This window comes from Kocuria carniphila (assembly GCF_004136555.1).
Lineage (GTDB): Bacteria > Actinomycetota > Actinomycetes > Actinomycetales > Micrococcaceae > Kocuria > Kocuria carniphila.
Map to the genome: position 1 here is coordinate 74785 of NZ_NOIT01000012.1, position 21572 is coordinate 96356.

A 21572-nucleotide genomic window follows, 5' to 3' on the forward strand; every position below is an offset into this window, starting at 1 on the left:
CACCATCTATCTAGTACTCGGCGAGGTCGGCATGGGGTCCTCGCCGCTCGGCAGCGTGGAACCGAATCGGGGCGGCGCGAGGGAAGGTCTTCTTCGACCGTCTGAAGGGTGGTGTCAGTCGTGAGGGTTGTTGGGGTGTCCGAAAGTATGTGCTGTCGCGGAGTGCGACGTGGCCTGCGGGGTCTGCTTGGTTCGACGGAGCAGGGCCAGGCGGACGATAGACACCAGGACGATCACCAGCGCGAGGCTGAAAAAAATCATGTCCAGCGCATTCCACCCATCGTCCAGGCGCCACAGGGACGAGGCGGCAATCCAGGTGCCCATGAAGACACCGAACCAATTCTCCCCGCGCGTCCCGTGGCGTGGTCCCCGCCGCTGGTACTCCTCCAGGCCGGCAGGGGGCCCGAAGATGGACAGGGTCCGGCCGGCTTTGTGAGAAGCCCGGATCTGATAGAGCCCCAGCCCCACCCCGAACAAGCCCAGCGTGGCCGCGAAAAGCGCCATCAACGCCGTTCCTGGATTGCTGGTGGTTCCCAGGCTCACGACCCCAATCAGGACGCACAGCCCCATCGCGATCGTGAAGAAGTAGTTCCGCATCTTCCCCCATCTGGTGGTACGTCTTGTGCTCGAGAGCTGCGATGACAGTTCGCGGCACATCGTGGAGCTCCGGATGTCCGGAGTACGAGTCCCTAAGAAGTGGTTTCAATAGTCTTTCCGGGGCAGACGCCGTGCGCAGATGACAGTGATGGCCAGGGTCGCCACAGCGGTGATGGTGGTAGCACTGCGGTCGTAGCGGATGGCCAGGCGACGGAAGGCCAGCAACCAGGAGATGGTGCGTTCCACCACCCAGCGGTGCCGGCCCAGGCGTTCGCTGGAGTCCACCCCGATGCGGGCGATGCGGGCGGTGATCCCGCGCCGGCGCAGGTAGCGGCGGACTCGTCGGTTGTCGTATGCCTTGTCCGCGTGCAGCTTGACCGGTCGGCGCCGTGGACGGCCGCGGCCTCGGCCCTTGACCGGGCTCAAACCGTCCAGGATCGGCTCCACGAGCATGGAGTCGTGGCGGTTGGCTCCGGTGATCGCCACCGCCAGCGGCAACCCGTCGGCAGTGACCAGCAGGTGGTACTTCGTGCCGAGTTTGCCGCGATCCGTGGGATTGGGGCCGGTCAGTTCACCCCCCTTTTCGCCCGGACACTCACCGAATCCAAAGACGCCCTCGACCAGTCCAGCGCCCCGTCCTGGCCGAGCTGGTCCAGGACGGTGTGGTGGAGCTTCTCCCACACCCCGGCCTCCTGCCAGGCCCGCAGTCGGCGCCAGCAGGTGATCCCTGAGCCGAAGCCCAGCTCGGTGGGGAGTTTCTTCCATGCGATGCCGTTCTCGGCCACGAACAGGATGCCTTCCAGCGCGGCCCGGTCATCAACCCGAGGCCGCCCGGTGCGCCCGTTCTTCGCCGGCGGGGGTGGCGGGATCAAGGGTTCCAGCAGCTCCCACAGCTGGTCGCTGACCAGTCGTCCGAACGTTCTCTGACTCGCCATGGCAGTCATGATCACCGGCCTGGTCGACCCCACTCAACGCCTCAGCCGTAACTATTGAAACCACTTCTAAGTGTCCTCGGCCCCTTCGGTGCGTGGAGTGCTCTTTGCCCGGTGTCGCCACCAGTCGATGGCGACGGCGACCACGGCTAGACCCGCAGCCCCGGCCCATAGCCATCTCGTCACTGGGTCGTCAGCGCGCACGGCGAGAACGACCCAGATGGCCACGGGTGGAGCCCACAACGCGTATCGGAGATTCGCGGACCTGGGCCGATTCCTTGTCCTTGAGGAGTCCCGCTGAGCCTTGGCGATGAAGTGCAGATAGAGAATCGCCGGTAGCCCGCCGATCAAGTACACGGCGCAGACAACGAAGGCCTGCGTCTCCGTGAGGTCGAACCACCCGGTGGCGAACCCGAGCACCGCGGCACAGACAGCGCAGACGAGCAGCGACGTGGCCTCCATGCGTCGATAGTTCATGGGCCCCTCCCTGCCTGTCTGCCACGGTACCGGGGTGGTTCGCATTCGAGAATGAACACTTGTGGGGACCTACCGAGAGCCTTGAAGAGCGGAGATCCACAGGCCCAGAGACTGATGGAGACTTGGTGGACTCCGCGACGAGCCGCATTGCGGTAGGGGTTGCCTCCCGCGCATCGGGGGCCGATCTGACCTGGAACGGGGTGGGGCTGAGGGTGGGAGCACTCTTCCTGCAAAAGTATGGACAACTCGAGGGGCCTGATATTTCTACCTTGCGGTAAGAATGGAGGATGTCCTCAGATTCTCTGGAGGGCGACGAAAGGACGTCGTGGAAGTACTCGAGATGGTTGTCACCGGCCTGATGTTCGTGTTCGTGCTGACCATCATCTTCAAGAGCTGGGCCAGACCTACTGCTCCACGGGCCGGGCACAGCCGGGACCCTGAGGTGGCGGTGGATCGCCCCATCGAGGGAGCCCGGGTGATGATCTGGGGCCCGACCCTGTTCGTAGCAATTTTTGCTGTGTTTGTGGCGACTCGCATGGCTTATGAGAATGTCCAAGAGTTCCCCGACTTTCTAGCCTATGGTCTGTTGCTGGCTGCCGGCATTGAGCTGGTCCTCTATCTGTGTGTCACGCGTGTTTTCGTCGGCCCGGTTCTGGAGACGTTCATTCAGCGTTCGGAGGGCACCTACAACGAGGAGCTGGAGGCCTTCTATGTCCGGGAGTATCAAAGGTTCTCGCGTATTCCCCTGGTTTTAGCCGGCGTTTTCGCACCGGCTGGTGTGCTCCTGCTGCTGTGGGCAGTCATCGCATAAGAACACCAGCCCTGGCCTAGCTGTAGTTCCCCGTGAGGTTGTGAACGCGGACTGAGGGGACGTTGCCGCTGATGCCGGTGTGGGGTCGGTGGTGATTGTAGTGGTGGAGCCAGTCCTGATAGGTGGCCGCGCGGGATTCCTCGGAGTCGTATGCGCTGGCGTAGGCCCATTCGGCGACCAGGGTGCGGTTGAAGCGCTCCACCTTGCCGTTGGTCTGCGGCCGGTAGGGGCGGGTTCTCTTGTGCTCGATCTGCCCCAGGGCCGCGGCGAAGGTGCGCGACCGGTAGCAGGACCCGTTGTCGGTCATCACCGCGATGATGGTGATCCCGGCCGTGGCGAAGAAACCCTGGGCCCTCCCCAGGAAGCCGGCAGCGGTCTCCTTTCGCTCATCGTCGAGGATCTCGGAATAGACCAACCGGGAGTGATCATCGATGGCGTGATGCAGATAGCGATAGCCGCGTGAGCCGCGGGCCCCGGCGCGTGCGGCGCGGTCGCGCACCACACCGGCCTGCCGGTCCGGTGCCGATCCGCGCCCGTGCACCCGCCATCCTCCGCCGGCGGGGATGCGTCCGAGCTTCTTGATGTCCAGGTGCACCAGTTCCCCGGGCCGGGACTTTTCGTAGCGCACGGGAGTGGACCGGCGCACCGGCAAACCGGTGGCCCGGTCCACCTGGGTCAGCAGCGGCATCCGGTACCGGGCCAGCACCCGCCCGACCGTTGAACGCGGCAGACCCAGGTGGTAGCCGATCCGGTGCAGGCCCCACCGGCGGGTGACGCGCAGCGCGATGATCCGCCGCTCGGTGCGTGCTGCCAGGCGCCGCGGGCACCTGCGGGGTCGACTGGACCGGTCGGTCAGTGGCTCACCGGCCCGGTACCGGCCGGCCCATTTCGAGGCTGTGGCCGGTGAGACCTGGAACCGCTCGGCGGCCCGGCGGATGGACCAGCCCTGATCGATGATGAGCACCGCCAGACGTAGCCGGCCCACCGGCGTCAAAGGAGCGTTAGCGTGGGACACGAAGACCTCCGTGTTCAGGACAGTGAGTGTGGTGACCCACATCCTGCACGGAGGTCTTCGCCTACCTCAGCCGTTCACAACGTGTCGGGGAACTACACCTAGCGGGCGCGCGAGGGCGTGACGTCGTAAACGACGTCGGTACGGGGCCGCCCACTCCGCGAGGGGGCATCACCTGACCACACCAACCCCGGTAAAGGGTGCACTAGGGGTTCGGCTTCGGGCGGAGCCTGATGAGGGTCCCCTTTTGTGCGCCGAGACTGCCGCCCACATTGGGCGGTAGCGTCGCGAACGTGGACGTGGATGCTGGTGCCGTTGGGTGCGACATTCGACCCGCCGGCGGACTCTCGATCCCCACGGTTGGTCAGCTCATCAGGCGCGCCTTGCCGACAAGTGCGGTGGCGGTGATCAGCTTTCCGGCGCTGGCGTGGTTCCTGCCCGATGCTGCGCCGGAGCTGCTGTGGTTCCTGGCTACCTTGGCCGTCTTCGGGTTGCTGATGCTCGTCCACTACTTCGCTCAGGCCCCACGTCCTCGTTTCAACAAGAAGGTCAGCAGGGTGCGATGGCAGGGGGCGCTGTCCTCGGCACCGAAGTTCAGGATCGTGCCGTCGGATCCCGACGTCCGGACCGCTGCGGGCCTGGCCGCCTGCGCCATCGTCGAGGGGCTTGTGGTGATGGTGGCTGTCCTGCTGGGCATGTTCCTCGGTGAGCTCGTCCGGCCGGAGTTTCCGTGGGTGTTGGCCTCTTGTGGGGCGTTGGGGGTCGCGATCGGTTCCGCCTTCCGGATCCGGCGCGCCTGGTGCTATCTGCACGTGCTGCACGCTGGGTCGCGGTCCGATTGACTACTGGACCTGTCACGTCGCGGTTGGGGTTGACCATCGTGTCCCTCGGGTACGGGACGTTCGTTCCGGTTCCTGTCTCTGCGTGGCCCCGTGGGGCGGGGCGGGACTGTTCTCTGGGCCCGGACAACCGCGGCCCCGGGCGGTGCGCGCTGTCGTGGGGCCTCCGGGCAGTGGCGGATTGACGCCCGGAACCGCGTCCTGACGGGGGTCAGGAGCAAGAGCGCGAGCAGGCATCGGGGGGCACCCCTTTAGTGGGGACGCGCGTCGCATACCCCCGTGTGTGTGCTTTCGCACATGATGAAGGGTGGGGGTGAGACGCCGTCCCACACCGGCCATTCAGGGGTTGACTGCCCGCAGTGGTCGCCGGCCGGCGTGCGAGGAGGGGGAGAACAGGAATGACGATGCCCGCGGTGCTTCAGGTGCAAGACCTGGTGAAGTCCTACGGTCAGGGTGATGCGGGGTTCACCGCCCTGGGCGGGGTGAGTCTGGCGATCGAGGCGGGGGAGTCGGTGGCGATCGTGGGGAAGTCCGGGTCGGGCAAATCCACCCTGATGCACCTGCTGGCCCTGCTGGACGCCCCGACCTCCGGTGCCGTGGCCCTGCACGGGTCGCCCACCGCATCGATGAGTGCCCGGGAGCTGAACCGGGTCCGCAACGCCTCCTTCGGGTTCGTGTTCCAGCAGTTCTACCTCACCGCGAACCAGACGGTGCTGGAGAACGTGGTGCTGCCGCTGAAGATCGCCGGAGTGGGCGCGGCCGAACGCAAACGCCGGGGCCTGGCGGTCCTGGAGCGCCTGGAGCTGGCGGAGAAGGCCCACAGCAGGGCGGTGGATCTGTCCGGGGGGCAGAAGCAGCGGGTGGCGATTGCCCGGGCGGTGGTCAACGATCCGGCGGTGATCTTCGCCGATGAGCCCACGGGGAATCTGGATTCGGCCACCGGGTCGGTGGTCCAGGACATCCTCTTCGAGCTCAACCGCCAACGGGGCATCACCTTGGTGGTGGTCACCCACGACGCGGACCTGGCGGGCCGCTGCGACCGCCGGGTGCAGCTGCGCGACGGGCGGATCGTGGAGACACCGGCCCGTACCGTCCCCGGGCCGGGCCTCGGCGGGGTAGAGGCCGCCCCTCAGGGCGGGGCCGCCCTCGGGGTCACCGGCGGTGTCCGGTGAGGGGGCGGGACCTGGTCGGCTCCGCGGTGACCAGCACGCTGCGGGGCCGGATCCGCACGGTGCTGACCGTGGTGGCCGTGTTCATCGGCGCCTGTGCCCTGACCCTGACCTCGGGGATGGGCACCGGGGTCAACCGCTACATCGACGTCACCGTCGCCACCTTCGGTGACGCCAGCGCACTGTACGTGCAGAAGTCCCAGCCGCTGATCGAGCTGTCTGCCGGGTCGGGGCCGCAAAAATACGATCCGGACTCCACCCAGATCGCCACCGGGTTCGGGGTGTCCTTCGTGGGCCTGTCGGACCAGGACGTCGCCACCATCGAGGGGATCGACGGGGTGGGGGAGGTGGCACCGGTCTACAACGTGGTCCCCACCTATCTGCAAGCCGGGCAGGAGAGGTTCCAGCTGACCCTGGGCATCCCGGTCGACTCCGAAGGAGTGCAGATGGCCTCCGGGTCGGTCGCGGCCGAGGGTGCGGACGAACTGGCGATCCCCGACACCTGGGTCACCGACCTCGGCTTCGGCTCACCCCAGGAGGCCGTCGGGGCCACCGTGCAGATCGTGATGACCAACAAAGCCGGGCAACAGCAGGAATTCGACGCCCGCGTCTCCGGGGTGACCCAGGCCAGCCTGGCCGGGGTGTCCAGGAACCCCATCCCCTCGACCTCCTTCAACGAACGCCTCTACGCCTACCAGGTCAGCGGCAGCCCCGAGGAGATCCCGGCCAGTTACATCATGGCCCGGGCCATCATGGACGACGCGGGCCGGGCCGGACCGATCCAGGCCCAACTGGAGGAGGCCGGGATGATCGGGCTGACCGTCGAGGACCAGCTGGGCATGTTCCGCACCGTCATCAACGCCATCATCTGGATCCTCAACGCGTGCGCGATCATCGCCCTGATCGCTGCCGGACTGGGCATCGTCAACACGCTGCTGATGTCCGTCCAGGAACGCACCCGCGAGATCGGGCTGATGAAAGCCATGGGCATGAGCGGACCCAAGGTCTTCGGCCTGTTCTCCCTGGAAGCCGTATTCATCGGGCTGCTGGGGGCGGTGCTCGGGGCGGCCACCGGGGTAGCCGCCGGCACCTACCTGACCCAGGTGCTGGCCGAGGGCTTCCTGGCCGGGCTGCCCGGGCTGTCCCTGTTCACCTTCCAGGCCCCGAGAATCGCCCTGATCGTGGCGGCCGTCCTGACCATCGCCTTCGCCGCCGGCACGATCCCGGCCGTGCGCGCCGCCCGGAAAGACCCCATCACTGCCCTGCGCCACGAATGACCACACCCACCGGCGGCACTGCTACCGGCACAGCGAAGGACCACCGGCCATGAGCACCCCACCAGACAACCCGGACAACCCCGGCCACCCTGACGAGCCCGCCCGCAGCGGACCGCCCCGCTACACCCCGCCCGGAGGGCACGACCGTGCGCGGGACGGTCACGGGCAGCAGCACGACCCTGCGCCGGCGCCACCACAGCTCAAACGGCTGCTGGGTTTGACCGTGGCCTCGGGCGCCCTGTATGCGGCCCTCGGCGTCGTCGTCACGGTCATCTACGCCACCATGGACTTCGCCGCGATGTACCAGCGGATGGGGGTGCCGGCCGAGGACGCCGGGCAGATCGGCACCATGGTCGAGCAGATGCGCGGGATCTCGATCGCCTCCGGGGTGATCGGACTGGTGGTGCTGGTGGGCCTCTACGTCATGGAGTACGTGTTCCTGTCCAAGGGCGCGAACTGGGCGCGGATCCTCGGGATTGTGCTGGCGATTCTGAGCGCGGTGGGCTTCCTGGGCAACCTCTTCGGGTTCTGGCTCTACGGGCAGTGGGCGATCGTGCTGATCGGCCTCGGGATCGCCTTCATCGCGGTCAACATCGCCTGGCTGGTGACCGCGTTCCGAGCCCCGCTGCGCGACTGGTTCACCGCCCAGCACTACACCCGGTGATACCTCGTCACCCATCGGCGGTCCTCGCGACACCGACAGGAACGAAGCAGCCCTTGTGACACCGCCGCGACCCGCCTCCACGCATCACGACGACGAAAGGGACCGACCATGGCAGTCGAAACACGACCCACCACCGGCACGCCCGGCCCGTGGTTCCGCACCCTGTGCGGGGCCATCACCCTCGGCCTGAGCCTGGTGTGCGTGCTCTCGTCCCTGCCGTACCTGACCACGACCTCCGGCAGCGAGCAGTGGACCATCTGGGGGTTCTTCCTCTGGGGAGCCGGGCTTGCCGTCGGCGGGGCGTGGCTGATCCGCGGCCGGTCCAAGGGCCAGGACCTCGTCCTCGTCCGGGACCGGAAACGCTTGGTGACCGTCGCCGCCATGACGGTGCTGGTCGTGGGCCTGGCGGTCTTCTTCGCGACCCTGCCCGCCGGGGAGGACAGCACCTTTGATGCGTCCCTGGGATACCGGACGATGTTCGCCAATCTCTTCGCATCCTTGCCGTTGCTGCTCTTCGACCGTCAGGAGCACCCGGAGCGCACCGCGCCGTTGCCGCAGGACGGTCCCGGCCGGGGCAAGGTGAAACGGCGGATCCTGCTGGTCATTGCCGGGGTGGTGGCCTGGCCGGCCGGGCTGGCGCTGGGGGAGCTGGTGCACCCGTGGTTCGAGGAGATCCTGCCCCGCCTGGGTACCGGACTGCTGGCCGCGGCCGCCGTGCTGGGCTACCGGTTGCGGAAGTCCCGGGCACAGGGAACCGACCCCGTCGCGTCCCCGGGCCGGTAGGACGTGAGCCCGGCCATGGCTACGGTGAGCCCACGACCCTGGGAGAGGGCAGTCGATGTTCGTGGCACCGGGAACCGGTGAGGGTCCCGCCCCGAAGAAGGACCGGAAGTGGCTGTGGGGGCTGGGCGCGTGGCTGTTCTGGTTCATCGTCGCCGACGAGCTGGTCGAGGCCGCGCTGGCCTGGTTGGTGGCCACCGGCGGGTACGGGTTCTCCAACGCGATCATCGGGCTGCTCACCCTGGGCGGGTGCTTCATCGGCGTGCAACGGCTGCACGTCAAACACCGGCGCCTGGAGACCGAGGGTGACCCGGACCCGCTGCCGGCACCTTACGACTACCAGACCCAGGCCCAGGGAGGGGTCTTCATGGGCTGGGCGTTCGGGATCATCACCTGGGTCGCCACGCTGGCGTGGTTGGTCTTCGTCGGGGTGGGTTCGGCGATGACGTTCGGGCCAATCCTCGGGACGACGATCCTGTGGGTCGGGCGGATGGAGATGGCCCACGCCCGCGTCATGGACGCCCGCCGCGGTCAGCCGCCGGCACCTGTCGACCACGACTGAGCGAGGAAGGCCGAGGGTGCCCCAGACACCCGAACCACCTGGAGGCCCCGAGCCCCGGCTTTACATATGGTCCGGTTAGCGGCGGGCCGTGCTGCGGTGGAGGTTGCGCTTTGCGCAGTCCCCACAAGTAACGATTCCCGCGCGCGAAGAGCCTAAGTAGCGTGGCTAGACGGCAGTATCTCGATACCCCCTTGACCCATGGAGAAGCCGTGAAGTGGAAATCGCAGACGATGCTCCTGCTCATGGTCGCCGTCGCACTGATCCTGATCGGTTACCTCCTCGATGCTGTGTGGCTGTGGGCTGTTGCCATCGGATTCTTCGCCGCCGCAGCCAGCTCAGCGCGGGCCACACGACGGGCCAGCGGTCGCTCCCATGGGGACCGTGAGTGACAAAGGGCATTCCTCGATAGTCGGTGGCTGCTACGTCGTATGGACCAATAGGAAGTGATCGAGGCCGTTCTGGCGGGGCTCGAGCTCGAAGCCGCGGCGGGTCATCACAGGACTGAGGCGGCGTGCGGACGCTGAGGCCTAGGCTCAGGCCATGAGCACGCCTGCGCCGGCTTACCGGGGACCGGACACCTCAATCGCTCCGAGAGCTGGCATGGAGCTCAGTGATTGGCGTTTCGCCAACCGGATCGTGGCGATGCTCGCACTGTTGCTGTGGGGCTTCAATCAGCTCGGACATGGGGTAGCCGTCCGGGACGGTCCTCAGTACGTCTGCCTCAGTGAGGGGCCGTCGCAGAGCGCGCAGGCACTCGGGGCAACGGATCAGGGGAACATCACCGGAGAGATGTCGTTCCTTCCCCCGACGTTCTTCTGCGGCTACCCCCATCGAGATGCCGGGCAGCCCCCGGTCGTCGTCGACATGTATCCGCTCGGACAGTGGCTTTTTTGGATTTCGCTGTTGATCCTGGCGCTGACTGCGGTGTTTGCCCTCGTTCTTCGGCGCCGGGCGCGATCGTAGAGCTACGCCCCTGATGCCGCCCACCATTCCACGCCCAAGGCCGTGCAGTTGGGATTGGTGTCTGGTTTGGTTCTGCCGTGGTGGGCTTACGCCGGGTCAGGCACTGGATGGGTCCGAGGCGGCATGGGGCCGGCGACCTCCAGCACGGCTGTTTCGTAGTCTCCGCCGAAGCTCACCTGGGTGACGTCCTTGAGCCGGACCTTGTCCATGAGCTGCTCCCAATGGCACTGGGGCGTGACGGGCAGCAGCCACAGGCTCTTCTTTCTCCACTGGACCGGCACGCCGATCAACAGTTTCCCGGGCCGTTTCGCCTCCCGATACACGCACACCACCCCGGTCGCAGACACAGCGCCGGTGATGATCGTGCGCGGATCCGAAAGCGCGAACCCGGTGGAGGGACGTGCCGGGGGCCAGACATTGTGCTGGTGCAAGAAGGACAGGAAGGTGGTCTCCAGTACCACCTGCACGAGGTCTGTCAGGCGGAGCACCCGGTAGCCGTCGAGGTAGGCCCCGTCGCGGATATCAGCCAGCAACACCCACTCTTCCGAGAGCTCCAGGACCACCCCCTGCAGCACCTCCTCGGGCTCCACCGCCCGCTGGATCCGCACCGGGGTGGCCGTGGCAAGGGACTCGCGCAGAGTCGCGAGCAACTTCTTCCGGGACTGGCTCTTCTTGGTCACGGCACATTCTGACACCGCCCCTCCGGTGCCCGGTCATGACACGGCACCATCGCAGAGACCAGCGTTCTCCGGTCCTCCCTACGGGGCGGATCCACGCCTTCCAAATGCCGGCCCCTGCCGTTGCCGTGGGGGTTCGCCAGCGTGCCGTGGGGCGGGAAGCACCTGCGAGACTCCCCTCATGACCATCGACATCAAAGCCATGCTCTACCGGGTCGTTGCTGAGGTGTTCGACGAGACGTTCGCCGTGACGACCGTGAGCTCCAGCGATGATGCCTGGCTGCACGGGGTGCAGGTGAGTCGCCGCGCCGATAATGGCCGCGCAGCCATTATCCGGGCCAGTTACGAGTGGATGGATGCCTTTGTTCCTGAGCTGGAGGTTCAGGTCACCCTCTTCGACTACGACGACGTGGAGGCGGAGAAAGAAGCCGAGCTGCGACGGCTCTGCCTGGTCATGCGCGCCTACCTTCACGGGGAAGGGTGCATCGAACGGCGACGGCGGCTGTTTCGCCGGGGTACGGTGCCGGCCCTGCGAGTCGAGGTGGACGGCCTTGAATGGCGCCTCGGTCGGCACTTTTCCTCGGTGCCCTGCCCATAGAGCTGTCTCGTCCGGTCCGTCGTCCACGGCCGGCTTCCGGGCCCGAAAGACAGACCCTCCTGGAACTGCGATTGGGATGCCCGATTGCGGTGGCCTTGCTGGGTCACGCGTGGCGTGCCGGGCGTTGGTCGGCCAGGCGGTGCATAGGCTGTCCGGGTGGATGAGACATCGTCGACCGGGTCTCAGCGTCGGCTGTTGTCCCAGATTCTGCTCCACAGCGGTCTGTTGGCGCCGGTGCTGAAAGAACAGTTCGATTCCTTGGTGATCACCGAGGTCCGGGACTGCGGTTGTTTCGACTTCACCGTGGACCCGACCACGCCCCGGCTTCCGGAGAACACCGAGTGTCCGCTGTGGTTCCACACTGTCAGCGACACCACCCCGGTTGAGGCCTTGGGCGTGTATCTGTGGCACGAGCAGGGCCACGCCGGCGGGGTGGAGATCACCTGGGCCGACGCCGATCACCACCCACCTCTGGCGGAGTTGCGCATCGAGGAAGTGTGAGGCCCGCCCAGGGCAGTCGGGTGCCCGTTCTGTCGGCGCCTGCTGGGTAGGGTGCGGGAATGAGGCTCTCGTATCCGGTGTGGGTCCGGTTCAACGGTTGCGACCGTGCACTGATCTGGCAGACCGACGACAGCACCCAGGTCACTGACGAGGACACCGACGCGGTCCTCGTCCTGGACGGGAGAATCGTCACCGCTTCCACCACCGAGGACCTCACCACCGTGGCCGCCCGGCACGGCCTCGAGCTGGAGGACAGCGATGGGGCCGTGCAGGTTCTCGACGACGTCGAGGAGCTGCTGGAGCTTCCCGCCTCTGAGGCGATCTGCGCGCAGGTGTTGGATGCGTGGAATCTGTTCGCCGACATCGCCCGCAGCGTCTCGGCCACCCTCGATGACACCGGAGAGGCGTGGCAGCAGTGCTATGACAAGCTGTTCTTCGGCAACAACCTCCCCAGCGTCACCCCTGCCGGGGAGGAATATCGGCCCTGCTTCACGGTCGAGGAACAACGGCTCATCCGAGATGTCTTCATCCGTGGCCGCGCCATTCTCGCCACTCACCTCTGAGCCAGGGCGGGCCGCCCCCGGGCGCACCCACACGGTCCCGGATGGGCGCTGCCGGCGGGGGGGGAGAGGCGCGGTCTTCCGCCGCCGGGGTGATCCGGGGCAGAATCTGATCACTCGAGGACCTCGTGAGCGCTGTCGCCACAGCGCGGCGGGGTCCTCGGCCGATCCGTATCACGATCCCGGTACCTGGCCGGGAGGAATCCGAAGGAAGGAGCTGCGATGAACCCCGATGAGTGCCCTGTCTGTGACACCGGTGTCCTTGCCACCTGGCAGGTGGCCGCCACGAACGAGACCATCCGCGTGTGCGATGAGTGCGACGGCGTGTGGGAGGCCACCGATGAGCTGCCGGGTCCACCCCTGACGACGATCGAGCAGTTCCTTCTCCTGCGCGGCCGGCCGCCGCTGTGGAGCGAGCTGCACCGACTCGACGAGGCGCCCGCCTCGTGAGCAAGCCACGGGCGGCCACCACGGGTGACTCGGCGTGGGCGCAGTACCAGCGCACTGCGCGGCTGAGCAGCACCACGCTGATCCTCAAGGGCGGACCGATCTTTGACCCCGCCAAGGTGGCCGCCAATCCTCAGGACTACCTGCTGGACATTTTCGAGCACGAGGCCGAGGCCGCCGCGCTGTGGCAGTCCCGTCGGCGACGGGACCGGGACTGGAGCGAGGGCGAGATCCGGCTGCGCTACCAGGGGGCCGAGCTGCTGCCGTTCGGGGCGGTGGATCACGTCTTGGCGCTGTGGTGCTACCTGCTCCATGTGGTCGAGGAGTTCCTGGACACCGGCCGCGGGAAGACCTACTACCCGGACCAGCCGCTGCCGGTGGTGCTGGAGACGGTCAAGCACAAGGTGTTCTTCTCCACCGACGAGACCCGGGTGATGGTGGAGCCCGTCCCCTTCCTCGATTCGTTGCTCGATGAGGCGCAGCGGTTCTTCGCCTGGGCCCAGAGCAACCTCGCTGAGCCGTCGATGGACCGGGAGATCGCGCAGCTACGGGAACGGCTGGCTCAGCTGTAGAGTCCTGGCGCCGAGCAGCAACTCGTCCGCAGCATCCTCTCCAGCGACCGCACCGACCTCTCCACTCACCCCTGATCCCAACCGTCGAGCTGGCCAGGAATCGCTTTACATATGGCCCGGTTAGAGGCGGATCTCCGCGAGCTCAGCAGCGCCCAGGCTTCGAGCTGCCCGCTTTGTGGTCGGGGTTAGTAGGGGGCCCCGTCGCTGGTGAGGGCTTCCTGGACGCGTTGGGTGAACATGGGTGCCAGGGTCCGGACGTATTCGACGGTGAGGTGATTGTTGTCCCAGTAGGTGTACACGTTGCCGATAACCGGCACACAGGTGCCTTCGGGGCAGATCAGATCCCCCAGGTCGACCATCGAGACCTGTGCCAGTTCGCCGGCCACCGGGTCCAGCGGGCTGTCCGGGCCCAGAATCACGTGGGAGGCAGCGCACTGGGGGGCGTCGGCCCCGTGGTCCACGGCGCACTGGGCGGGGACGAAGTCGAAGCGGGCGTTGTCGCGCAGCCCGATGACCTGGATGCCGCGCTCCGCCAGGCTACGGAGGCGTTGTTCCATCCCGGGGGTGAACTGTTCCTCGTTCTCATCGGTGCTGCGGGTGCCCTGGACCAGCACCAGCTCCGGGTTCACGGCCTCGATCACCGGGTCGGTGCCCTCCAACCATCGGGCGCATTCCTGGTGGTCGGCGACCTGTTCCTCGACGGTGGAGTACATGCAGTTACCGCGGATATAGGTCACCACCCGCCAGTTCTTGGCCTTGGCCAGTTCCTCGATCGCGGGGATCCACATGTGCACGTGACTGTTGCCGATGACCATCAGTGTCGCGGCGGGATCGGCGTTGGGGACGGTGTCGAAGCACCACTGCTGATAGCTGTCGGCGATCCCGAGCTCGGCCGGGCAGGGCTCACCCAGCCCTGGTTTCTGGTAGTAGTCGCCGGTGACCACCGGGATCGCTTCCGCCTCCGGGTCACCCTGGTACTGGAAGCCCGGCAGCAGGGCCGCGGCCCCGGGGTTGTTGCGATCGGCGGCGGCCAGCACCTCGGCGGCCCGCCGGTCCTGGACCTGCTGCAGCGACAGCACGGGCACGGCGACCACCGCCAGGCTCACCGCGACCGTGAGCGCCAGGCGCCGCTTGTTCTGCTCCGGCCACGCCCAGGCCTTGAACCGGTCTTCGACCAAACGGGTGATCACCACGGCCAGGACCACCGAGAGCACCACCAGCACCACCCCGGAGCGGGGCCCGGCCATCGGGCGGTCGCGCAGCACCAGATAGGTGATCAGCAGCGGCCAGTGCACCAGGTACAGCGCGTAGGCGCAGTCTCCCAGCCGCACCAACGGCGCCGAGGCGAGGATCCGGTCCAGCCCGAACGGGGACCCGGTTCGGCCGGCCACGATGATCGCCGCCGCCGAGGCCAGCGGCCACAGCGCGATCCACCCCGGGAAGGCGCCTTGGACGTCCACCAGCACCCCGACCGAGACCATGCTGACCAGCCCGAACCAGCCCAGGAGCACCCGGGCTGCCCGGGGCGGATTCAGGTACGGCAGCGCCAGGGCCAGCAGCGACCCGAGGGCGAACTCCCACAACCGGGTGCGGGTGTCGAAGTAGGCGAACTCCTGCTGAACGGATGTGGAGTACACCGACCAGGCCAGGGAGGCCGCGAAGATCGCCGCGAAGAACACCGCCAGCACCGGCACCGGCCGCCACCCGAACCGCCGGTGCAGCCACCAGGCCGCCCCGAACACCAGGGGCCACAGCAGAAACACCTGCCCTTGGACCGACAGGGACCAGAAGTGCTGGAACGGCGAGGCCGTGGAGTGATCCACCGCGTAGTAGTCCACCGCGGACAACGCCAGCGCCCAGTTCTCCGCGTAGAACACCGAGGCCAGCGCCTCGGCGCGCCAGCGTCCGACGTCGTAGCCGGGGTAGAGCAGCTCCACTGCCACCAGGGTGGCCAGGATCGTGAGCACCGCCAGCGGCAGCAGCCGCTTGAACACGTGCAACCAGTACCGCCCCAGGGCCAGGGGCCGGCCTGCCTCGAGCTTGCGCACGAAGGACAGCGTGAGGAAGAACGCGGAGATCAGCAGGAACACGTCCACGCCCCCGGAGACCCGCCCGAGGAACACGTGGTAGACCACCACCAGCAGCACCGCCACCGCGCGCAGGCCCTGCACCTCGGGGCGGAACCCCGAATACCGGGCCACCTGCCGGACGTCGACATCGGATCCGTAGGTGGTGCCGGCGGTAGCGGGGGTGAGGGGCTGACCGAACACACGCGGCATGGAGGACCTCCTGAACGGCCGCTCCTCGAAAAGTGGACAAGGGGACGGGGCGGCAACGCCGAAAATCTACCGCCGGCCCCGGCCACCCCCAGCACCGGGGTCCGGTCACCGGCGACCCGATGACCCCTGCATTGCTGGGCGGCGCAGGGGCCCAGTTGGTCAAGCCCCCTGGAGTGGTGTAGCGATCTTTCGTGTAAGGGTCAGGCTGTGAGCGCGGTCAGGGGGTCGGTGGTCACCTCGCTTCCGGTGTCCGCGACGGTGGTGAGCCGGCAGCGGGTGAGGACCTCGAGGCCGAGATAGCGGCGGCCTTCGGCCCACTCGTCGGTCTGCTCGGCCAGCACGGCTCCCACGAGGCGGACGATGGCTTGCCGGTTGGGGAAGATCCCGACCGCGTCGGTCCGGCGCCGGATCTCCCGGTTCAGCCGCTCAGCTGGGTTGTTGGACCAGATCTGGGCCCAGACGTCCTTGGGGAAGTTCGTGAACGCGAGGATGTCCTCACGGGCATCGGCCAGGTATTCAGCCACCGCGGGCAGCTTCTCGGCGACGTAGTCCAGCAACCGGTCGAACTGGGCGTTCACGGCTGTCGCGTCGGGCTGGTCGTAGACGCTGTGGAGCATGGCTTTGACGGCCGGCCACATGGACTTCGGGCAAATCGACATGAGATTGGCCGCGTAGTGGGTGCGGCACCTCTGCCAGGACGCCCCGGGCAGGTTCGCCGCGATCGCGTCCTTGAGCCCGGCGTGGGCGTCACTGGTGACCAGGCGGACCCCGCCCAGGCCGCGGGCCACCAGATCGGCGAAGAACTCGTTCCAGGCCGCCCCGGTCTCGGCCGTGGCCACCCGCATGCCCAGGACCTCACGGTGGCCGTCACCGTTGACCCCGGTGGCCAGGAGCACGACCGCGTTCACCACGCGCCCGCCCTCGCGGACTTTCATCGTCAGTGCGTCGGCGGCGACGAAGGTGAACGGCCCGACGTCCCCGAGGGGCCGGTGGCGGAAGGACTCCACGTGCTCGTCGAGGTCACCGGCCATCCTTGAGACCTGGGACTTCGACAGGGCGTTGATCCCAAGGGTCTTCACCAGCTTGTCCATCCGGCGGGTCGAGACCCCGGCGAGGTAGCAGTCGGCGACCACGGTGATCAGCGCGGACTCGGCCCGCTTGCGGCGCTCCAGCAACCACTCCGGGAAGTAGGTGCCGGCCCGCAGTTTCGGGACGGCTACGTCGATCGTGCCCACGCGGGTGTCGAGGTCGCGGTGGCGGTAGCCGTTGCGCTGGGTTACCCGCTCGGGAGCGGGTCGGCCCCACTCGGCGCCGACCACCGCGTCCGCGTCGGCGGAGAGCAGCGCGTTGATCACCGTCTGCAGCAGGTTGCGCATCAGATCCGGCGAGGCTTCGGACAGGGCTTCACCGAGCAGGCCGGTGGGGTCGACAATGTGAGGAGCGGTCATCGTGATGATGTCCTTTCGAGGGTGCTGTGAGAGGTGAACTCGAAAGATCTCACGGTGGCCGCGCCCTCGTCCGCAACGACGAGCAGGGCCACCGCGCTACACCACTATCGGGGGCTCAACTCATAGGGGCCTGCGCCCGCTAGATGGTCCGCACACACGGAAGCCTCCACGGCCCACCGCTTCGTTCCCCGTCCACCGGCCCGACTGGTTTCGCTTATTGGTCTCCCACCCCCTGCCCTGTCGGGAGCGGGCTGCTCCACGGGGTGCAACGACCCCCGTGGTCCCATCGTGGGAATCGGACGCCGCGCGGGACAAACCCTGGCCGTGCAGACGATGTTCTTGCGGCCACTGTGACGTCGAGCAGGCGCCGGAGGCACGCACCGACGGCGCAACTCCGTGGGAATCTTGACGGAATCTTGAGGATCCCGCGAGGTGGGCGTCAAGTGTGGACGAGACCCTGAAGTTAGATCGGCTCCGGATGCCCCGGGGCCATGGACGCGACCCCCGACGGGCCGCACACTTCGCTGGCCCTGGAAGGGCCGGCTCGATCAGGGGGAGTCATGAGCGCGATGTCACGAGCGGAGAGAACCGATTCAGGGAGACTCGACGATGCACTGATCCGGCCCACACGCCGGTTGGTGGGGATCGATGCGGCGAGGGGGTTGGCGCTGGTCGGGTTGATGGCCATCCACATCCTGCCCTCTTGGAACGAGGAGACCGGGGAGGCCAGCTTCACCTGGCGGATCTTCTCCGGGGACTCCGCAGCCCTGTTCGCCCTGCTGGCCGGGGTCGGACTGGCCCTGACTTCCGGCGGAAGCCACCCGCACGAAGGCAAGGCGATGACCGCCGACCGGATCGGCCTGGCGATACGGGCCGTGCTGATTGCGGCGGTGGGGCTGTGGATCGGGACGCTGATGCCCGAAGACGCCCCGGCGGACAACATCTTAATCTACTACGGGGTGTTCTTCCTGCTGGCAATCCCCTTCCTGCACGCCGGGCCGAAGGTACTCTTCATCTCCGCGGCGGTCTTCGGGCTCGTGTCCCCGCTGCTGATGCAGGGCCTGCTCAACGAGCTGCCCGCCTGGAGCAACTACAATCCCACCCTCACCACCGTCCTGACGGAGCCGGGGGCCACGGCCTCCCAGTTGCTGCTCACCGGGACCTACCCAGCCCTGCCGTACATGACTTATCTGCTGGTCGGCATGGGTCTGGGCCGGTTGAACCTGCGCAAGCAGGAGGTGCAGATCCGGCTGCTGGTCATCGGTGTCGGGATCGCGATCTTTGCTCAGGCCACCTCCTACTTCCTGCTCTACGCCTTCGGCGGCTACCAGCGGCTGCTGGACGCCTCCTCGTTCGGTGAGGAGGAACTCGCCGAGGTCCTGATCTGGGGACCGGACTCCCTGCCGACCTCCACGGTGTGGTGGCTGGCGATCGCCACCCCGCACACCAACACCCCGCTGGCGATCGCGGCCAGCCTGGGCGTGAGCCTGGCCGTGCTCGGGGCCTTCCTGCTGATCGCCCGCAAGGCCGAGGCCTGGCTGCTGCCGCTGGCAGCGATGGGCGTCATGACTCTGACCCTGTACACCGCTCACCTGGTGGGCCTGTCCTTCGAGCTCCACTACGACCAGCCGTACCTGTGGTTCCTGATCCACGTGACGCTGGCGGCCTTGTTCGCGGTCGCCTGGTACCGCGCCCTGGGCCAGGGCCCGCTGGAACGGGTTGTCAGCCTCAGCGTGAAAGGCACCCGCCGGCTCGTGCTCGGAGGGACCACTGGGACCTCGCGCAGGTAGGTGCCTCTGCACCGCCGCAGGCCGTGCCCGTCACCAAGCTCCGAAGCTCTTGGTGGCGGGCACGGCCCGCAGTCGTTTTCAAGCCTTAGGTCCGGGTGCTCCCAGTGTTCAGCCGGTGGGGCGACGGTAGGGCAGGTGGATCCGGAAGCTGGCGCCCCGGCCGTGGCCGTCGCTGGTGGCCTCCAGGGTTCCGCCCTGGGCCTCGACGAGGGCCTTGCTGATCGCCAGGCCCAGCCCCGAGCCGCCGCGGTGGGCCTCCCGGCCGGTGTTCGCGCGGTAGAAGCGCTCGAAGACGTGCGGGAGGCTCTCGGCACTGATGCCCTCCCCGGTGTCGGTGACGGTGTAAGTGACCGCCTCGGCGGTGTGGTCGGTGCGCAGGATGATGGTGCCCCCGGTCGGGGTGTGGCGCAGGGCGTTCTCCAGCAGGTTGCTCAGCACCTGGCCCATCCGTTCCGGGTCCAGCGGCACCGGGGCGGTCTCCGGGCCGGTGCTCACCGCGGTGATCGACACACCCTTGCCGGCGGCGTCGGGCTCGATGGCCGCGACCGCCTGGACCGCCAAATGCTCCGGGTCTTGGGGGGTGAGCTGCAGGCGGGTCATGCCCTCTTCGGCGGCGGTGAGCTGGCGGATGTCGCGGGCCAGGCGCTCCAGGCGGGTGATCTGGGCGTGAAGGATGCCGGTGGTGTGCGCATCGAGGGCGACCACCCCGTCCTCGACCCCTTCCAGGTGGCCTTTGAGGCTGGCCAGTGGGGTGCGCATCTCGTGGGCTAGGTCGGCGAGCATCTGGCGCCGTGTGGTGTCCACCGCGCTGAGCTTGGCCGCCATCTCGTTGAAAGAGGAGGCCAGGGCGTCGAACTCCGGGCCCAGCTTGGTGGAGGTGACGCGGACATCGTAGTTGCCCGCGGCCACCTCACCGGCGGCGGTGCTGAAAGAGGCCAGGGACCGCCCGATCGTGCGGTAAAGGTAGAAGGTGAGCAGCCCGGCGATGTAGAGAGCCGGCAACCCGCCGATGGCCAGGGCCGTGAGACTCACCGAGCGGAAGGCGTCCTCCAGGTGCACCAGCCCGAGGGCCTCATCGGCGTGACCCGACTCGACGAGCTCGTGGTAGAACATGTTCGGCCCGACCAGCACCGCGGTCACGACCACGATGATCAACCCGATCAACAGCACCGCGGTCTGGGCCAGCATCAACCGCACCGTCAACGGGCTCCAGGACCAGCGCGGGCTTGTTAAGACAGTGCTGCTCATTCTCCGGTGCCCATCCGGAAACCGATCCCGCGGATCGTATGGATGAACTTCGGGCTGGCGGCCTCATCGCCGAGCTTCTTGCGGATCCGCCCGATGTGCACGTCCACCAGGTGTTCGTCCCCGGTCCAGCGCGTGTCCCAGACGATCTCCACCAGCTGCCGGCGCGAGAGCACCATCTGCGTGTGCGTCGCCAGGGCGGCCAGCAGATCGAACTCGATCCGGGTCAGTGCCACCGACTCCCCGCCCACGCGGACCTCCCGGGCGGCCTCGTCCACCACCAGGTCCCCGATCACCAGCTCCTGGGCCCGCCCCGCCGGCGGCGGGGTGGGCGCGGGGCGGGTGCGGGCCCGGCGCAGCATGGCCTGGACCCGGGCCACGAGCTCGCGCGGGCTGAACGGCTTGGTCACGTAGTCGTCGGCTCCCACCGACAGGCCCACGATCTTGTCGACCTCGTCGTCGCGGGCGGTGAGCATCAGCACGTGGCAGTCGGAGAAGGTCCGCACCTGACGGCACACCTCGATCCCGTCGATTCCCGGTAGCCCCAGATCCAGCACGAGGACGTCCGGGGCGTACTCCCGCACCGCGGCCACCGCGTCCGTGCCGTCGTGGCGCACCTCGACGTCCAGGCCCGCCTTGCGCAGATATTCCGCGACCAGTTCCGCCAGGTCGACCTCATCGTCGACCACCAGAACACGCCCGGTGAGCGGATCCGTCATCTGTCCTCCCTGTCCTGATCGCTGTGATGTGAGTGCTGTGAGCCTCGGTGTCCCGGGTGGCCGTGCTGCCCGCGCGGGACCGGCGGTGCGGGTGGGGCAGTCGTGGACGGGTTCACCGGCGAGCTGGTGGTCGGTGTGGTTGACGCTCTCCCGCACCGTGAACCGTCACGGCTTCTCCGCCGTCTTCACAATCCGAGGATGCAACGGGTGGTCTGTATCAGCGGATCCGGGAGCTGCCGCAGCCGACGATCTGAGGCCGTCCTGGCTTACGGGGTCCGTGATGCGTAGGTCGCCCCGTCGACGGGCATGTCACGGGGCGGGCCACAGCCCCGTCGCGGGGGACGCGTTCCCCATCACCTGAGGCGGTCAGCCGCTAGCCCCCCCGCTGACATGATGCCCGGGGTCAGCGCGTGGGCTCGTTGTCGGCGAGGGAGGATGGACTGAAGGGGAGGGCGTCGCTCTCGCGTTGCTTGAGGTCCTTATACCAGCGTGCTGCGTCGTCCTGGGAAGCGGATTCGACGGCGCGCTCGGTGCGGTCGCCGCGGAAAATCGAACGCATGATCAGCCAGAAGATGACGCCGATGCAGATGGACGGCAGCACAGCCGCGAAGTACTCCATGGATGTATTCTCCCTTAGGGATCTGGACGGACGC

General features: G+C 67.6%; 25 protein-coding genes. 15 read left to right on the forward strand and 10 right to left on the reverse strand.

Annotation, left to right across the window (positions count from 1 at the left end):
• Positions 1-114: 114 nt before the first annotated feature.
• The 3 genes from EWV37_RS10175 to EWV37_RS10185 form a co-directional block, all read right to left on the reverse strand.
• Positions 115-543, reverse strand: coding sequence for a hypothetical protein (locus tag EWV37_RS10175; RefSeq protein WP_129701456.1), 429 nt, complete (start codon positions 541-543; stop codon positions 115-117).
• A 159-nt stretch (positions 544-702) separates the two neighbouring features.
• Positions 703-1532 (reverse strand): IS5 family transposase gene (locus EWV37_RS10180; RefSeq protein WP_375545531.1). Its coding sequence is split into 2 segments (ribosomal slippage): positions 703-1164 and positions 1167-1532, totalling 828 coding nucleotides; the frame shifts between segments, so codons are not numbered across the junction.
• 66 nt (positions 1533-1598) lie between these two features.
• The gene (locus EWV37_RS10185; protein ID WP_129701458.1) at positions 1599-2006 is read right to left on the reverse strand and encodes a hypothetical protein; all 408 of its coding nucleotides are present in this window, start codon (positions 2004-2006) and stop codon (positions 1599-1601) included.
• 325 nt (positions 2007-2331) lie between these two features.
• On the opposite strand from EWV37_RS10185, the gene EWV37_RS10190 reads away from it, so the two are divergent.
• On the forward strand, positions 2332-2817 hold the full coding sequence (locus EWV37_RS10190; RefSeq protein WP_109149407.1) for a hypothetical protein: 486 nt from the start codon (positions 2332-2334) through the stop codon (positions 2815-2817).
• A 16-nt stretch (positions 2818-2833) separates the two neighbouring features.
• Here the strand turns inward: EWV37_RS10190 and EWV37_RS10195 are convergent, their stop codons facing one another.
• Positions 2834-3832 carry an IS481 family transposase gene (locus tag EWV37_RS10195; RefSeq protein ID WP_109149413.1) on the reverse strand — a complete coding sequence of 333 codons (999 nt, stop codon included), beginning with the start codon at positions 3830-3832 and terminating at the stop codon, positions 2834-2836.
• A 290-nt stretch (positions 3833-4122) separates the two neighbouring features.
• On the opposite strand from EWV37_RS10195, the gene EWV37_RS10200 reads away from it, so the two are divergent.
• The 8 genes from EWV37_RS10200 (at position 4123) to EWV37_RS10235 (ending at position 10083) form a co-directional block, all read left to right on the forward strand.
• Complete coding sequence (locus EWV37_RS10200; RefSeq protein ID WP_129701460.1) at positions 4123-4671, forward strand: hypothetical protein; 549 nt, start codon at positions 4123-4125, stop codon at positions 4669-4671.
• Positions 4672-5072: 401 nt separating this feature from the next.
• Positions 5073-5840 (forward strand): ABC transporter ATP-binding protein, encoded by a 768-nt coding sequence (locus EWV37_RS10205; RefSeq protein ID WP_219930802.1) that lies wholly within the window; start codon positions 5073-5075, stop codon positions 5838-5840.
• Positions 5837-7114, forward strand: coding sequence for an ABC transporter permease (locus tag EWV37_RS10210; protein ID WP_109222934.1), 1278 nt, complete (start codon positions 5837-5839; stop codon positions 7112-7114). Before EWV37_RS10205 ends, EWV37_RS10210 begins: the two co-directional genes overlap by 4 nt.
• Before the next feature lie 49 nt (positions 7115-7163).
• Complete coding sequence (locus tag EWV37_RS10215) at positions 7164-7778, forward strand: hypothetical protein (protein WP_129701462.1); 615 nt, start codon at positions 7164-7166, stop codon at positions 7776-7778.
• Between the two features lie 108 nt (positions 7779-7886).
• The gene (locus EWV37_RS10220; protein WP_109222932.1) at positions 7887-8561 is read left to right on the forward strand and encodes a hypothetical protein; all 675 of its coding nucleotides are present in this window, start codon (positions 7887-7889) and stop codon (positions 8559-8561) included.
• Between the two features lie 61 nt (positions 8562-8622).
• The gene (locus tag EWV37_RS10225) at positions 8623-9120 is read left to right on the forward strand and encodes a hypothetical protein (RefSeq protein ID WP_165189376.1); all 498 of its coding nucleotides are present in this window, start codon (positions 8623-8625) and stop codon (positions 9118-9120) included.
• A 209-nt stretch (positions 9121-9329) separates the two neighbouring features.
• Entirely contained in the window at positions 9330-9509 is a 180-nt protein-coding gene (locus tag EWV37_RS10230; protein ID WP_109222930.1) for a hypothetical protein, read from the forward strand.
• A gap of 151 nt (positions 9510-9660) precedes the next feature.
• Complete coding sequence (locus tag EWV37_RS10235) at positions 9661-10083, forward strand: hypothetical protein (protein ID WP_129701464.1); 423 nt, start codon at positions 9661-9663, stop codon at positions 10081-10083.
• Positions 10084-10169: 86 nt separating this feature from the next.
• On the opposite strand, the gene EWV37_RS10240 is transcribed toward EWV37_RS10235, so the two are convergent.
• A complete protein-coding gene (locus EWV37_RS10240; RefSeq protein ID WP_109222928.1) occupies positions 10170-10763 on the reverse strand; it encodes a hypothetical protein in 594 nt (197 codons plus the stop codon).
• A gap of 178 nt (positions 10764-10941) precedes the next feature.
• On the opposite strand from EWV37_RS10240, the gene EWV37_RS10245 reads away from it, so the two are divergent.
• From EWV37_RS10245 to EWV37_RS10265, 5 genes are all read left to right on the forward strand, one after another.
• Entirely contained in the window at positions 10942-11358 is a 417-nt protein-coding gene (locus EWV37_RS10245) for a hypothetical protein (protein WP_109222927.1), read from the forward strand.
• A 156-nt stretch (positions 11359-11514) separates the two neighbouring features.
• Entirely contained in the window at positions 11515-11859 is a 345-nt protein-coding gene (locus EWV37_RS10250; RefSeq protein ID WP_129701466.1) for a hypothetical protein, read from the forward strand.
• Between the two features lie 59 nt (positions 11860-11918).
• Entirely contained in the window at positions 11919-12422 is a 504-nt protein-coding gene (locus EWV37_RS10255) for a hypothetical protein (RefSeq protein WP_129701468.1), read from the forward strand.
• 219 nt (positions 12423-12641) lie between these two features.
• A complete protein-coding gene (locus EWV37_RS10260; protein ID WP_109222924.1) occupies positions 12642-12869 on the forward strand; it encodes a zf-TFIIB domain-containing protein in 228 nt (75 codons plus the stop codon).
• On the forward strand, positions 12866-13438 hold the full coding sequence (locus EWV37_RS10265) for a hypothetical protein (RefSeq protein WP_109222923.1): 573 nt from the start codon (positions 12866-12868) through the stop codon (positions 13436-13438). The genes EWV37_RS10260 and EWV37_RS10265 overlap by 4 nt, the downstream gene beginning before the upstream one ends.
• Positions 13439-13623: 185 nt before the next feature.
• Here EWV37_RS10265 and EWV37_RS10270 read toward each other — a convergent pair whose 3' ends face one another.
• A complete protein-coding gene (locus EWV37_RS10270) occupies positions 13624-15717 on the reverse strand; it encodes an acyltransferase family protein (protein ID WP_109222922.1) in 2094 nt (697 codons plus the stop codon).
• Between the two features lie 200 nt (positions 15718-15917).
• Positions 15918-17165 carry an IS256 family transposase gene (locus EWV37_RS10275; protein WP_109223276.1) on the reverse strand — a complete coding sequence of 416 codons (1248 nt, stop codon included), beginning with the start codon at positions 17163-17165 and terminating at the stop codon, positions 15918-15920.
• A 560-nt stretch (positions 17166-17725) separates the two neighbouring features.
• Between EWV37_RS10275 and EWV37_RS10280 the strand changes: the two genes are divergently transcribed.
• Positions 17726-18955, forward strand: a complete 1230-nt coding sequence (locus EWV37_RS10280) for a heparan-alpha-glucosaminide N-acetyltransferase domain-containing protein (protein ID WP_238663207.1) — start codon at positions 17726-17728, stop codon at positions 18953-18955.
• A 108-nt stretch (positions 18956-19063) separates the two neighbouring features.
• Here the strand turns inward: EWV37_RS10280 and EWV37_RS10285 are convergent, their stop codons facing one another.
• The 3 genes from EWV37_RS10285 to EWV37_RS10295 all read right to left on the reverse strand — a co-directional run bounded on the left by EWV37_RS10285 (position 19064) and on the right by EWV37_RS10295 (position 21538).
• Complete coding sequence (locus EWV37_RS10285; protein ID WP_238663208.1) at positions 19064-20203, reverse strand: sensor histidine kinase; 1140 nt, start codon at positions 20201-20203, stop codon at positions 19064-19066.
• Positions 20200-20919 (reverse strand): response regulator transcription factor, encoded by a 720-nt coding sequence (locus tag EWV37_RS10290; protein WP_095650770.1) that lies wholly within the window; start codon positions 20917-20919, stop codon positions 20200-20202. The genes EWV37_RS10285 and EWV37_RS10290 overlap by 4 nt, the downstream gene beginning before the upstream one ends.
• 403 nt (positions 20920-21322) lie before the next feature.
• Positions 21323-21538, reverse strand: coding sequence for a hypothetical protein (locus EWV37_RS10295; protein ID WP_095650769.1), 216 nt, complete (start codon positions 21536-21538; stop codon positions 21323-21325).
• Between the last annotated feature and the right edge of the window lie 34 nt (positions 21539-21572).

Bases quoted from the DNA above. Each gene is read 5' to 3' on its own strand.
- EWV37_RS10270 (WP_109222922.1), bottom strand. From the start codon at position 15,717: ATGCCGCGTGTGTTCGGTCAGCCCCTCACCCCCGCTACCGCCGGCACC.
- EWV37_RS10185 (WP_129701458.1), bottom strand. From the start codon at position 2,006: ATGAACTATCGACGCATGGAGGCCACGTCGCTGCTCGTCTGCGCTGTC.
- EWV37_RS10280 (WP_238663207.1), top strand. From the start codon at position 17,726: ATGAGCGCGATGTCACGAGCGGAGAGAACCGATTCAGGGAGACTCGAC.
- EWV37_RS10235 (WP_129701464.1), top strand. From the start codon at position 9,661: ATGAGCACGCCTGCGCCGGCTTACCGGGGACCGGACACCTCAATCGCT.
- EWV37_RS10285 (WP_238663208.1), bottom strand. From the start codon at position 20,203: ATGAGCAGCACTGTCTTAACAAGCCCGCGCTGGTCCTGGAGCCCGTTG.
- EWV37_RS10245 (WP_109222927.1), top strand. From the start codon at position 10,942: ATGACCATCGACATCAAAGCCATGCTCTACCGGGTCGTTGCTGAGGTG.
- EWV37_RS10295 (WP_095650769.1), bottom strand. From the start codon at position 21,538: ATGGAGTACTTCGCGGCTGTGCTGCCGTCCATCTGCATCGGCGTCATC.
- EWV37_RS10205 (WP_219930802.1), top strand. From the start codon at position 5,073: ATGCCCGCGGTGCTTCAGGTGCAAGACCTGGTGAAGTCCTACGGTCAG.
- EWV37_RS10260 (WP_109222924.1), top strand. From the start codon at position 12,642: ATGAACCCCGATGAGTGCCCTGTCTGTGACACCGGTGTCCTTGCCACC.
- EWV37_RS10275 (WP_109223276.1), bottom strand. From the start codon at position 17,165: ATGACCGCTCCTCACATTGTCGACCCCACCGGCCTGCTCGGTGAAGCC.
- EWV37_RS10220 (WP_109222932.1), top strand. From the start codon at position 7,887: ATGGCAGTCGAAACACGACCCACCACCGGCACGCCCGGCCCGTGGTTC.
- EWV37_RS10215 (WP_129701462.1), top strand. From the start codon at position 7,164: ATGAGCACCCCACCAGACAACCCGGACAACCCCGGCCACCCTGACGAG.
- EWV37_RS10290 (WP_095650770.1), bottom strand. From the start codon at position 20,919: ATGACGGATCCGCTCACCGGGCGTGTTCTGGTGGTCGACGATGAGGTC.
- EWV37_RS10255 (WP_129701468.1), top strand. From the start codon at position 11,919: ATGAGGCTCTCGTATCCGGTGTGGGTCCGGTTCAACGGTTGCGACCGT.